Source organism: Rhodopseudomonas rhenobacensis (assembly GCF_014203125.1).
GTDB lineage: Bacteria > Pseudomonadota > Alphaproteobacteria > Rhizobiales > Xanthobacteraceae > Rhodopseudomonas_A > Rhodopseudomonas_A rhenobacensis.
Genome location: NZ_JACHIH010000005.1, coordinates 113,454 through 126,007 on the forward strand (window position 1 = coordinate 113,454; position 12,554 = coordinate 126,007).

Consider the following 12,554-nt stretch of genomic DNA (forward strand, 5'->3'; position numbering starts at 1 on the left):
ATTTGGCGATGTCGTCGGCCTTGGGCCGCCGATGCCCTGCAGCCTGGCGGCGAGCTTTGCGGCATACAGCCTGGTTCGGCCGCCGGAATGGCAGAAGAAGATCACCTTGCGGCCGCGGAACGGTTCGAGGTTGGCCTCGGCGAAGCGCGACAGCGGCACCGCGACCGCGCCCTCGATCTGCTCGCGGTCGATCTCGTGACGCTCGCGAACATCGAGTAGCGTAGCGCCGCAGGCGACCAGACGATCGGCTTCGCGGGCATCGATAGTTTTCAATTTCATCCTGCTCTCCTCTGATCCGGCATCCTGCTGGTCGATCCGCGCCAAGTCAGCGGAACGTGGTCAGGTCGTGGCGTTCGAAGATCCGCTTCAGCCAGTGGAAGATCTTCAGCTTCGGTCCGACGAAGTTGAAGCGCTCGTTGCGGAACACCAGCATTCCCGCGTCCAGCGTATCGACGATGCACACCAGTTCGGGTTTGAAGCGGTAGGACGGCTCGCGTCCGGCTTCGATCGCGGCGATGTTGGCGGCCACCGCGATGGCCTGAAGATCCGCCTGATGCGCCTGTTTGGGCATCCAGTCATCGCTCGTCGATATCATTGCCAGCCGCCTTTCGCCGTCATCCTCAACTCGCGGCTGGAAAGTCGGTGGTGGCGCTGACTGCGGTCCACTCGTCGATCTCCCGGCGCTGTGCGTTGACTTCGTCGCCGACGATCTTGACGGCGTCGCTGCCGAGCAAAAGCCGCACCGGCAGCTTGTTGCCTCCGATCAGCTCGACGAGCACGCGGGCCGCCCGCGCCGGGTCGCCTGGCTGGGTTCCGCCGGTCTTGTCATTCTCCTTGCGACGCGGTCCGACGGTCTTGGCGTAGTCGTCGATCGCGGTCGCGGTGCCTTGCAAGGAGCGCCCGGCAAATTCCGTGCGGAACGCACCCGGCTCGACGATCAGCACCCGAATCCCGAGCGGCTCGACCTCGCGCCGCAGCGCGTCCGACAGGCCCTCCATGGCGAACTTGGTCGCCGAGTAGAAGCCCGAGCCCGGCATCGCCAGGCGCGCGGCGATCGAGGTGATGTTGACGATGGTGCCGCTGCGGCGCGACCGCATGCCCGGCAGCACCGCCTTGATCATCGCAAGCGGCCCGAACACGTTGGTGGCGAACAGCTGCGCGATCCGCGCGTCTTCTCCCTCCTCGACGGCGGCGCGATAGCCATAGCCTGCATTGTTGACGAGCACATCGACCCCGCCGGCCTGCTCGACCTGAGCCACAGCGGCCGCGACGTCCTCGGCCGACGTGACGTCGAGCTTCAACGCGGTGGCGTTGTCGTGACCATCCACCAGTTCGGCGAGCTGCGCGGGGTCGCGGGCGGTCACGAACACACGCTGTCCCTGGGCGATCAACTCCTTGGCGAGGGCGTGGCCAAGGCCGCTGGAGCAGCCGGTGACCAGCCAAGTGCGGGCTTTGTCGGACATGATGATTTCCTATGCGCTGAAACGGGGCATCAAAGTCGCGTCATCTTCTGCATCGCCTCGGGCAGCCGTTCGCCCGCGACGGCGAAGTCGGCGGTTCCGGCGTCGATCTCAGCCAGATCGCCCGGTGTGAGCGTGAGTTCGACCGCGCCGAGATTCTCTTCCATGCGGGACAGCTTGCTGGTGCCGGGGATCGGTACGATCCACGGCCGCTGGGCAAGCAGCCACGCCAGCGCGACCTGGGCGGGCGTGGCGGCCCGTCGCTGGGCCACACGCTTGACGACATCCAGCAACGCCATGTTGGCCTTGCGGGCCTCGCGCGAGAAGCGCGGTACATGATTGCGGAAGTCGCCGGGTGCAAAGACGGTGTTCTCGTCGATCTGCCCGGTGAGGAAGCCGGCTCCGAGCGGGCTGAACGGCACGAAGCCAATGCCGAGCTCCTCGACGAGCGGCAGCAGCTCCTGCTCGGGCTCGCGCCAGAACAGCGAATATTCGCTTTGCAGCGCGGTGACGGGCTGCACCGCATGGGCGCGGCGGATCGTCGTCGGGCCCGCTTCGGACAGCCCAAAATGGCCGACCTTGCCGGCGGCTATAAGCTCCTTCACCGCGCCGGCGACATCCTCGATCGGCACGGCCGGATCGACGCGATGCTGATAGAACAGGTCGATGCGGTCGGTGCGCAGCCGCTTCAGAGCGGCCTCGGCGACAGCCTTGATGTGATCCGGCCGGCTATTGGTGCCGCCGTTGCGCTCGCCGGTTTCGAGATTGATGTCAAATCCGAACTTGGTCGCGATCACCACCCGGTCGCGGACCTGCACCAGCGCTTCGCCGACCAGATCCTCGTTGGTGAACGGCCCGTAGGCCTCGGCGGTGTCGAACAGCGTGACGCCCTTGTCGACCGCGGTGCGGATCAGCGCGATGGCGTCCTTCCGGTCGCCGGCCGGGCCGTAGGTGGAGGCAAAGCTCATGCAGCCGAGCCCCAATGCGGACACCTTCAGTCCGTTCTTGCCTAGCGTTCGCTGTTGCATCGTCTTACTCCAATTGGCTTCGTGCATTGCGTATGTTGTCTTCAGCGTCGGTTGTTCGGCGGTGCTTCGATATCCGAAAGAACCTGCACCGCATCCGGAAGCCGAGCGCCCTGAATATGGATCGCCGCGACGGCACGGTTCAGCTCGGTAGCTTCCGCCGACGTCAATCGCACCGCCGCCGCTCCGACGTTCTCAATCATGTGCGCCATCTGCGTGGTGCCGGGAATTGGAACGATCCACGGCTTCTGCGCCAGCAGCCAGGCCAGCGCGATCTGCGCGGCCGTGGCCCGCTTGCGTTCGGCCCAGCGTTTCAGGAGTTCGACAAGCGCCAGATTGGCGACGATGTTTTCGGGCGAGAAGCGGGTCTCTCCGCCGCGAATGTCACCGGCCGCGAAGCGCGTCTGCGCGTCGATCGCGCCGGTGAGAAAGCCGACGCCGAGCGGGCTCCACGGCACGAAGCCGATGCCGAGTTGCTCGCACAGCGGAATGATTTGCTGCTCCGGCCCGCGCCACAGCATCGAATACTCGTTCTCGACCGCGGTGACGGGCAGTTCGGCATGCGCGCGCAGCAGCGTGTTCGGGCCCATTTCGCTCAATCCCCAGTGCAACACTTTGCCCTGCGCCCTGAGGTCCTTGATCGCGCCGGCGACGTCCTCGATCGGCACCTGAGGATCGACCCGGTGCTGATAGAGCAGCTCGATGCGGTCCGTCCGAAGCCGCTGCAGCGAACCCTCAACGGCCTTCTTGATGTGATCAGGGCGGCTATTGAGACCCGGAAGTCGCCGGCCCGTCTCGGGATCGATGTTCCAGCCGAACTTGGTCGCAATCACCACCTTGTCGCGGAACGGCGCCACCGCTTCGCCAAGGATCCGCTCATCTTCGAGGGGACCGTAGGCTTCCGCCGTGTCGAAAAAGATGACGTCCCGGTCGAAGGCGGACCGGATGATGTTGATCATCTCCGGCCGGCTTGGGATCGTCGTCTGATAGGTGCGGTGCATGTTCTGCACGCCGAGGCCGATGCTCGAGACCTCGAGCGAGCCCAGTTTGCGGCGGCCGACGGTTGCGGCCGCCGCTGCGCCACCGCCCTCGCTACGCGACGTCTGTGCAGACGCAGGCGCGGTGCTCGCAAGCATCGGCCCCACCGCCATGCCTCCCGCGGCCATGAGGAGGCCGCGGCGGTTCATAGCCAGCTTAGTGTTGATGGTCATTGAAAAGTTCCTTGATAATTAGCGGTTGACGAAGCTCTGGTGCGACGCCGGATAGCGGTCGCCCTGCAGCTTGACCGAAGCCAGTACCTGTTCGATCCGGACCAGATCGTCCGGGGTCAGTTCGACGCTGGCGCCGCCGATGTTCTCCTCAAGCCGGTGCAGCTTGGTGGTGCCGGGTATCGGCGTGATCCAGGGCTTCTGTGCGAGCAGCCAGGCCAGCGCGATCTGCGCGGGCGTCACGCTCTTGGTCTTGGCCAGATCGCCTACGAGGTCGACCAGTACGTGGTTTGCCTTCAGCGCCTCAGGCGAGAAGCGCGGCACCGTGCTGCGGAAATCACCGTCGCCGAAGGTGGTGTTGGCGTCGATCTTGCCGGTCAGGAAGCCTTTGCCGAGCGGCGCGAAGGGCACGAAGCCGATGCCGAGTTCTTCCAGCACGGGAAGAATCTCCGCCTCCGGCTCGCGCCACCACATCGAATACTCGCTCTGCAGCGCCGTCACCGGCTGCACGGCATGCGCGCGCCGGATCGATTGGGCGCCGGCCTCCGAGAGGCCGAAATGAGCGACCTTGCCGGCAGCTATCAAGTCCTTCACGGTGCCGGCGACGTCTTCGATCGGCACATTCGGGTCGACGCGATGCTGATAGAGCAGGTCGATCCGGCCGGTGCGGAGCCGCTTCAGCGACTCGTCAACGACCAGGCGGATCCGCTCGGGCCGGCTGTCGAGGCCATCTGCGGGCACGCCGTTGCGAAAGCCGAATTTGGTCGCAATGACGACCTGATCGCGGACCGGCGCGAGGGCTTCGCCGACGACCTCTTCATTGAGCCCGGGCCCATAGGCCTCGGCGGTGTCGAAGAAGGTGACGCCGCGCTGATGCGCCGCGCGGATCAGCGCAATCGCCTCCTTGCGATCGGTGGCCGGTCCATAGCCGTAGCTCAGGCCCATGCAGCCGAGACCGATGGCTGAAACTTCGAGCTTGCCGCTTCCGAGCGTGCGCTTTTGCATGGTGTTACTCCTGAAGGTTGCGCGGCGGCTGTCTCGGCCGCTGTGGGCGCCGTATCTGATCCTGAAGATAGAACTCGCCTCACCGCGCGATTAGGCGCTATAATCGGCAATCCCTCATAAGGTGGCCTAATGAATGTCGAACGAGAATTTCAACACGCTCGCGGCCTTCGCGGTCGTCGCCCAGGAGCGTAGCTTCACCCGCGCCGCCGCCAAATTGGCGGTTTCGCAGTCGGCGCTCAGCCAGACCATCAAGAGTCTGGAAGAGCGGCTTGGCATTCGACTGCTCACCCGCACCACCCGCAGCGTGTCCCCGACTGAAGCAGGGGAACGGCTTCTTCGAACGGTCGCACCTCGGTTCGAGGAGATCGAGCAGGAGCTGGCGGCGATGAACGCCTTGCGCGAAAAGCCCGCCGGCACGATCCGCATCACGGCAGGGGAGCATCCTGCCATCACCGTCCTGCAGGCAGGACTCGCCCGGTTCCTGCCGGACTATCCTGGCATCAATGTCGAGATCATCGTCGATTACGGCCTTTCCGATATCGTCGCCGACGGCGTCGATGCAGGAGTCCGGCTCGGGGAACAGGTCGCCAAGGACATGATCGCAGCGCGGATCGGGCCGGACATGCGGATGGCGGTGGTCGGTTCGCCCGCTTACTTCGCGAAGCACGCGAAGCCGGGAACGCCGCAGGAACTCACCGCGCATAATTGCATCAACATCCGGCTGCCGACCTATGGCGGTTTGTTCGCCTGGGAGTTCGAGAAGGGCGGCCACGAAGTCAAGGTCCGGGTCGAAGGCCAGTTGGTCTTCAACAATATCGCGCTGCGGCTGGAATCCGCCCTCCAGGGGCTGGGCCTTGCCTATATGCCCGAGGACCACGCGCTCGATCATATCCGCGAGGGACGGCTGATCCGGGTGCTCGAGGACTGGTGCGAGCCATTTCCGGGCTACCATCTCTATTATCCGAGCCGCCGCCACGCGTCACCGGCGTTCGCGATCATGGTCGATGCCTTGCGCTATCGCGGACCATGACACCGAGCCGAAACTAACCGTTCCGGAGTTGGTGAGCTGGCTTCAACAAAGTTGCAACGACCGGGCCCGAAGCTAGAGGGTCCGAGCGAAAAACGGTGTCAGCTTGCCCATTGCCGCATCCACATATTTGGGGACCCAATAGGTTTCGATATGGGTTGCGCCGTCGATCCTGAACAACGCCTTGTCGGTCGTGCCGGTGGCCTTCGCAAATGCATCCTCGGTCATGTACAGGCTGTCAGCCTTGCTGCCGGCGAGCATCAGCAGCGGCTTGTCGATCAGTTCGATCTGGTCGGTGGCATCCCAACGCATCAGGTCAAGCAAGCTGCTCATCGTGTATTTGAATGTCGAGCCGGCGTGCGCGTGCGTCTTCCAGTAATACTCATAACCTTGCCGGTACAGATCAAACGGCAGTGCGGCGATCTGCGCGTCTGTCAGATTGGCGTCACCGGCGTAGAGGATTTCTCCGCCGCCGGCTTCCTGGGCGCGGGCATCTGAGGCCTGCTGCAGGCGTTGCTGGATGGTCTGCAGTTGTGAATCGACATAGCCGTTGCGACGGACCCGCCCGGAATTGAACATGCTCAGCGTCGCGATCGACTTGAAGCGCTTGTCGGTTTTGGCTGCCGCCAACGAGTAGCCGCCACCGCCGCAGATGCCGAACAGCCCCAGACGCGCAGCGTCAACACCGGGATAGCGGGTGATGAAGTCCGCCATACCGTGGATGTCCTCGATGCGGAACGTAGGTTTGTCCACGCTCCGCGGCGCACCACCACTCCCACCCTGATATGCGGCATCCGCCGTGATCGTGACGTAGCCCTGTTCCGCGAGGTGCTGGGCATACAAGCCCGCGACCTGCTCCTTCACTCCGCCGTTCGGGTGTGCCACGACGATCGCAGGATATTTCTTGGTTGGATCATAGTTGGCCGGAGTGTAGACGTTGGCGGCGATATCCAGACCATTAAGCTTGTAATTGACCGGGTGGATATTGACCTTGCCTGGCTCATTATTCGTGATGGCGCCGCCATAGACCAAGGTGAACGGATTTTGGTTGTGATCGGCCGCGACGGCGGTGGCATTGCTCATTGTTGAAGCTCCTAACACTGCACCTGAGAGAATGAGCGCCGAGGCTCTGAGGAATTCCCGCCTCTTCTTGTTGATCACGTCATCGGTCACTTCGAACTCCAGTGTTTGATCCACGGGGAACGTGTGGCGCCAGCTTCAGCGCAGGCACGTCATTCAAGTATCTTCTCTGCCGACAGCTGCGAGGTCTGATCTGTGATCTGGACATTGTTCACGTCGGATATTCGTAACCGTAAGAGATAATGAGGATTAGTCTCTCTTATCGGCATTCTCTCATAAGACGGCCTAATGAATGTGGAGGCGTGCCGCGAAGCTCAGCCCTTGGGTGGGCAAGACAGCAACGAATCTTGGTCCGGCGATTCGGAGCGTGGCCGAGCGATATGGCACAGCATCGCCGCGGCATTACCAGCGCTCATCCAGCAGTTCGTCGCCGAACGGCCCTCCGGCGATAAGCGAGGCCGAACACGATCGCCCGCTATCGCGATGGTTACAGCGATCCGCCAGCCAACGGACGGCGGTCTCCGCAGCTATGGTGCGGTCCCGGGCGGCACGGGGCCTGAGCAGCTCAGCAGGCGCTAGAAACGCGCGTCGATATCGACGACGTCGATGAGCTTGTGGTTGACGAATTCCTTGAGCCCAAGCCCGATCAGTTCACGGCCGTAACCGGAACGACGGATGCCGCCGAACGGCAGGTCGGCCTCGACCTTGGTCGGGTGGTTGACGAAGACCATGCCGCTCGAAATCCGTTTCGCCACGTCCGCCCCGTGCGCAGGGTCGGAGGTGAACACCGAGCCGCCGAGACCGAATGGTGAATCGTTGGCGATGCGGACGGCATCGTCCTCGTCCTTGGCGCGGAATAGCATCGAGATCGGTCCAAAGAATTCCCAGTATCGGGCAGGATTATCCTGCGCGAGATCGGTCAGGATGGTCGGCTGCACGAAGGCCCCTTGATTGGGAACCGGCGGTCCGACTTGCTCGGCCTTAGCACCGAGCTTCACCGCCTCGCGGATCTTGTCCTTCACTTCGTCGGCAGCGCTCTGCGAGGAGAGCGGTGCGAGCGTGGTCGTCGGATCGAACGGATCACCGGCGACAAGACCCGCGACGCCCTTGCGATAGCGGCCGAGAAAATCGTCATAGACCGCGTCGACGACGATCATGCGCTTGGACGAAACGCAGACCTGTCCGCCGTTCCAATGCCGCCCCACCACCGCCCATTTGGTGGTCTTCTCCAGATCGGCGTCCGCCAGCACGACGAAGGCGTCGGCACCACCGAGTTCCAGGGTGGATTTCTTCAACGCCTTGCCGGCCTGCGCGGCGACCATCGAGCCGGCTGCTTCAGAGCCGGTGAGGGCCACGCCCTGGACGCGGTCATCGTTGATGATGAGCTCGATCTGCGCGCGCGTAGCATAGAGATTGCGGAAGGCGCCGTCGGGCAATCCCGCCTGCTTCATCAGATCCTGGAAGGCGGCCGCGCTTTGCGGCACGTTCGAAGCGTGCTTCAAGAGCAGGGTGTTGCCGGCCGCGAGCTGCGGCGCGAGGATCCGGGCGATCTGGTAATAAGGAAAATTCCACGGCTCGATCGCGAGCAGCACGCCGAGCGGATCGTGAACGACGATTGCATCGCCTTCGGCCGGATCGAACACCGGTAGCGTCTGCGGCTTGAGCAACGCCTCTGCGTTGCGGACGTAATATTCGAAGATCTTGGCCGACAGCTCGACCTCGGCCTTCGCCTCGGAGAACAGCTTACCCATTTCAAGTGTCAGTAACTTGGCATAGCCGTCGCTGTTCTTGCGCAAGATGTCTGCGGCGTTTTGCAGGATGCGCCCGCGTTCGGCAAAGGGTGTCTCCTTCCAGGCGAGGAAGGCGTCGTGCGCCTTGCTGATCGCATCGCGGACCTCGGCGTCGCTGGCGTCGGCAAAGGATTTCAACGTTTCGCCGGTGTAGGGATTGATCGTAGTATAGGCCATGATGGTTCTTTCCGTGAGCGTCGCTCAACGAGGTCAACGATCAGAGCCGAAAAACCGGCTCTGTCTTCGGTGAAGGGAAGTGTGTTTGGGCTGCAGCTAGCGCTCTGCGGGGGCAGATTTCCGAGTCTACGACTTCAGAGCGGTCGCGACCGCAACCGAGAGCGGCGTGGTTGGCCGGCCGATCAGCGTGGAGAGCTGCTGCCCGTCGTCGAACAGCGCGCCCTTGGCGGCCCCGACATCCCACGAGGCGATGGCGGCTGCGAAGCCGTCCGGCACGCCATGGCTTTTCAAGGCGGCTGCGTAGTCCGCTTCGGCAAGGTTCTTGTAAGGAATGTCCTTGCCGGTTTGCCTCGAGATTTCGGCAGCAAGCTCGGAGAGCGTCCAGGCGGTGTCGCCTGCCAGTTCGTAGGTCTTCCCTGCATCGCCATCACGAGTGAGGACAGCCACGGCCGCCTCGGCATAGTCGGCACGCGGCGCGGCAGCGATCTTGCCGTCGCCGGCGCTGCCGATGAAGGCGCCGCCCGCAAGCGCTGCCCCGATCGAGCCGGTGTAATTCTCGCTGTACCAGCCGTTGCGCAGGATGGTGAAGGGAACGCCGGAAGACGTCAGGTCGGCTTCGGTCTGGCGATGTTCGTCGGCCAGGCTGAGCGGCGACGTGTCGGCATGCAGCAGGCTGGTGTAGACGATATGCGTCACGCCTGCCATCTTCGCGGCCTCGATCACGTTGTTGTGCTGCACGGCGCGTTTGCCGATTTCGTTGGAGGAGATCAGCAGCAGGGTATCGACGCCGGCCAATGCCGCGTCGAGCGTGGAAGGCTTGCCATAGTCGGCGGCGCGGGCCGGCACGCCCAGGTCAGCCGCCTTTTCCGGGCTGCGCACCAGCGCAATAATGGCGGAGGCCGGCAGCTTCTGCTTGAGTTTCTCGACGACCAGCCTTCCGAGCTGGCCGGTGGCTCCTGTCACGGCAATGGTCACGAGGCGAACTCCTTGTTTCAGTGGATGCTGAATGCCATATGGGCCGCATGGTGATGTTTCGTCAGTACGAACACAAAGGTAAGTATGGAATGGATATCGCTGCCCCCGCGGAAGGCGATGCGCGCGGCGCGGCCGCGACATTGTCGGAGAAACTCGCGCGTGGTGACCTGATGGCGGCCGCTTGTCCCTCGCGCGATGTGCTCAAGCATCTGACCAGCCGCTGGGGCGTGCTGGTTCTGATCGCGCTGCGGCCTGGCACCGAGCGCTTCAGCGACCTGCGCCGAAAGATCGGCGGGGTCAGCGAGCGGATGCTGGCGCAGACGCTGCAATTGCTGGAGGCCGACGGCATGGTCGCGCGCAAAGCCTACAAGATCGTGCCGCCGCATGTGGAGTACACGCTCACCCCATTGGGGCAAGAAGCGGCGACCAAGGTTCAGGAACTCGCCGACTGGATCGAGATCAGCCTCCCGCGCATCGCCAAGCATTGGGATACGAGACGCGATCGCACCCGGATCGCGCAGCTTTGATGCGCCGACATCGCGCGACCGCATGGATCAGGGACGCTGGCTTCGATCCGGTGAACGCCGGCGCGCTGTGCAACGCTCGTTGCATTGAGCCGTCCGCGCTGCTCATCAGGGAGCGTGCGGATGGCGGAGGCGGGGTGCCCGCGTCGGCGTACCAGTTCGAACGATTTTGAAAGTTTAGCGGGACGCCACGTTATCACATGACGCGACGGCCTAACCGTCCCGCATGATCCGCATGGGAGGCTTCAGCACTTGGGTTGGTTTGGCTTCACCGCGTAGAGCAGATGAATGGCGCCATGTTCCAGCTTGTCGCAGGATGTCAGCGACAGTTCGACCTTGCCGGCCAGCCCGACCTCGCCTGAGTCAACGATGGATTTGCCGCCGGATCGTCCATCGAGCGCGGGCGCCACGATCACGCTGAGCTCGTCGACCAGTCCGGCTGCGAAGAACGAGCCGTTGATGCCGCCGCCACCTTCCAGCAGCAGGCGTCGGATGCCGAGCTCGCCGCGGAGTACGTCGAGCATGGCCGGAAGCTCCACCTGTGTCGACTGCGAAACGATGTAGGAGATCCCGTCGGCTTTCAGCTCGGCGAGATGGCTGTCCGAAACATCGCGGCCAAGCAGAACCACGATGTGATCGCCGTCGATGTCAGCGCGGTCGAAATGAAGTTTGCCGGAGGCGTCCAGCGCGATCGCGTAAGGGGCGTGGCCATGGGGCGCCAAGTAAAGCGGCCGCTCGATCTCGCCATTGACGGCGGGCGCGTGCGGCACGCCTTTCGCCATCTCGGCCATGGTCACTCGGCCGACGATCCAGGCTTCGCCCTTCAGTTTTTCGTGAATTGCAGCATAGGCCGCCGACCAGTCGTTGCGATTGCCGTCCGGGCTTGCGGTCCAATTGCTCGGCGAAAGGCGTCCGTCGAGCGAGGAAACCATGTGGCAGACGATGTGGGGTTTCGTCATGTCGACTCCTGAAGCGCCGCGGGCTTCATCGTAGGGCAGGACGCGGCGGTGCCACCACCCCTTGCACAGGTAAAATTAGCCCTGACACGGGTCAGCTATTAGGAGTTATAATCCGGATGAAGTCATATCCGGAGTTCATGAATGCGGCGCGAAGAACTGGCCGATCTGTACGCCTTCTTGACGGTGGCGAAGGAGGGCAGCTTCACCCGTGCGGCGGTGCAGCTTGGCACCTCGCAATCGGCGCTGAGCCATACGATCCGCAGGTTGGAGACCAGCCTCGGGGTCCGGTTGTTGACCCGAACGACGCGCAGCGTGGCGCCCACCGCCGCCGGAGAACGGCTGCTGAAGACGCTGGGTCCGGCGCTCGACGACATCGCGCTCGAGCTCGCCTCGGTCCGAGAACTACGCGAGAAGCCAGCGGGAACGATCCGCATCACGACGTCGGAACACGCCGCGAGGACCCTGTTATGGCCTGCCCTGGAGACCTTCCTGCCGAGCCATCCCGATATCCATGTCGAGCTAAACCTCGACCCTGGTCTGACCGATATTGTCGCCGAGCGCTTCGACGCCGGCGTCAGGCTCGGCGAGTCGATCGCCAAGGACATGGTCGCGGTCAGGATCGGGCCCGATCTGCGCATGGTGGTGGTAGGGGCGCCTTCCTATCTTGCCCGTCACGATGCTCCGCGCGACCCGCTCGACCTTGCCAACCACAAATGCATCAATCTTCGCCTGCCGACATCGGGCGGGTTGTATCCGTGGGAGCTGCAGAAGGGCGGACGTGAGTTGAACGTGCGCGTCGAAGGGCAATTGGCCTTCAACAACTCCGCGATGATCGTCCGCGCCACGGCGGCCGGGTTCGGCCTTGGCTTTGTGATGGAGGACCTGGTCGCGGGTCATCTCGCCGCTGGCACGCTGGTGACCGTGCTCGACGACTGGTGTCCGCCGTTTGGCGGTTACCATCTATATTATCCGAACCGCCGCCAGCCGTTGGCCGCTTTCACGCTGCTGGTTGAGGCGCTACGTTACCGGGCCAGATCATAGCGGTGACGAACGAGCGAGCCGCATGACGGACAGCCGCATGACGTAGCGGAAGTCGCGAACGCGCGGCCAGTTTCGAGACGACGCCCAGTTCCCAGCTTTCCGATAATCGCGAATAGCTTCGACTCGGTTCGCCGGCAACCCGCGACATTCGCACGCGGAATTCATGAGCCCTGATCATAGGTTCATGCCATCCGGCGCAGGTAATCAGCTCGAACCATTGAACGACGGTCGGCGTTGGTGGGGGCGATTCGGCGGACTTTGCTGCCGTGCGTGAGAAAGGGTG

The 12,554-nt window shown here is 63.5% G+C and carries 12 protein-coding genes and 1 pseudogene; 3 read left to right on the plus strand and 10 right to left on the minus strand.

Going from position 1 to position 12,554, the window contains the following annotated elements; genetic code table 11:
- Nucleotides 1-108: 108 nt before the first annotated feature.
- The 6 genes and pseudogenes from HNR60_RS06845 to HNR60_RS06870 all read right to left on the minus strand — a co-directional run.
- Nucleotides 109-279, minus strand: a pseudogene (locus HNR60_RS06845) (rhodanese-like domain-containing protein); the annotation flags it as partial.
- A gap of 46 nt (nucleotides 280-325) precedes the next feature.
- Nucleotides 326-571 carry a hypothetical protein gene (locus tag HNR60_RS06850; protein ID WP_246432844.1) on the minus strand — a complete coding sequence of 82 codons (246 nt, stop codon included), beginning with the start codon at nucleotides 569-571 and terminating at the stop codon, nucleotides 326-328.
- A 49-nt stretch (nucleotides 572-620) separates the two neighbouring features.
- Entirely contained in the window at nucleotides 621-1,463 is an 843-nt protein-coding gene (locus tag HNR60_RS06855) for an oxidoreductase (RefSeq protein WP_184255735.1), read from the minus strand.
- Nucleotides 1,464-1,492: 29 nt separating this feature from the next.
- A complete protein-coding gene (locus HNR60_RS06860) occupies nucleotides 1,493-2,488 on the minus strand; it encodes an aldo/keto reductase (protein ID WP_184255737.1) in 996 nt (331 codons plus the stop codon).
- 41 nt (nucleotides 2,489-2,529) lie between these two features.
- Nucleotides 2,530-3,696, minus strand: a complete 1,167-nt coding sequence (locus tag HNR60_RS06865; RefSeq protein ID WP_184255739.1) for an aldo/keto reductase — start codon at nucleotides 3,694-3,696, stop codon at nucleotides 2,530-2,532.
- An 18-nt stretch (nucleotides 3,697-3,714) separates the two neighbouring features.
- Nucleotides 3,715-4,698, minus strand: coding sequence for an aldo/keto reductase (locus HNR60_RS06870; RefSeq protein WP_184255741.1), 984 nt, complete (start codon nucleotides 4,696-4,698; stop codon nucleotides 3,715-3,717).
- Nucleotides 4,699-4,831: 133 nt separating this feature from the next.
- Between HNR60_RS06870 and HNR60_RS06875 the strand changes: the two genes are divergently transcribed.
- Complete coding sequence (locus tag HNR60_RS06875) at nucleotides 4,832-5,728, plus strand: LysR family transcriptional regulator (RefSeq protein WP_184255743.1); 897 nt, start codon at nucleotides 4,832-4,834, stop codon at nucleotides 5,726-5,728.
- A 72-nt stretch (nucleotides 5,729-5,800) separates the two neighbouring features.
- Here the strand turns inward: HNR60_RS06875 and HNR60_RS06880 are convergent, their stop codons facing one another.
- The 3 genes from HNR60_RS06880 to HNR60_RS06890 all read right to left on the minus strand — a co-directional run bounded on the left by HNR60_RS06880 (nucleotide 5,801) and on the right by HNR60_RS06890 (nucleotide 9,747).
- Entirely contained in the window at nucleotides 5,801-6,808 is a 1,008-nt protein-coding gene (locus HNR60_RS06880) for an alpha/beta hydrolase (protein ID WP_210313336.1), read from the minus strand.
- Between the two features lie 572 nt (nucleotides 6,809-7,380).
- A complete protein-coding gene (locus tag HNR60_RS06885; RefSeq protein ID WP_184255747.1) occupies nucleotides 7,381-8,772 on the minus strand; it encodes an NAD-dependent succinate-semialdehyde dehydrogenase in 1,392 nt (463 codons plus the stop codon).
- A gap of 126 nt (nucleotides 8,773-8,898) precedes the next feature.
- Nucleotides 8,899-9,747, minus strand: coding sequence for an SDR family oxidoreductase (locus HNR60_RS06890; protein WP_347339315.1), 849 nt, complete (start codon nucleotides 9,745-9,747; stop codon nucleotides 8,899-8,901).
- Nucleotides 9,748-9,836: 89 nt separating this feature from the next.
- On the opposite strand from HNR60_RS06890, the gene HNR60_RS06895 reads away from it, so the two are divergent.
- On the plus strand, nucleotides 9,837-10,274 hold the full coding sequence (locus tag HNR60_RS06895; protein WP_210313326.1) for a winged helix-turn-helix transcriptional regulator: 438 nt from the start codon (nucleotides 9,837-9,839) through the stop codon (nucleotides 10,272-10,274).
- Nucleotides 10,275-10,516: 242 nt separating this feature from the next.
- Here the strand turns inward: HNR60_RS06895 and HNR60_RS06900 are convergent, their stop codons facing one another.
- Nucleotides 10,517-11,230, minus strand: coding sequence for a RibD family protein (locus tag HNR60_RS06900; protein WP_184255753.1), 714 nt, complete (start codon nucleotides 11,228-11,230; stop codon nucleotides 10,517-10,519).
- A gap of 141 nt (nucleotides 11,231-11,371) precedes the next feature.
- Between HNR60_RS06900 and HNR60_RS06905 the strand changes: the two genes are divergently transcribed.
- The gene (locus tag HNR60_RS06905; protein WP_184255755.1) at nucleotides 11,372-12,271 is read left to right on the plus strand and encodes a LysR family transcriptional regulator; all 900 of its coding nucleotides are present in this window, start codon (nucleotides 11,372-11,374) and stop codon (nucleotides 12,269-12,271) included.
- Nucleotides 12,272-12,554 lie beyond the last annotated feature (283 nt).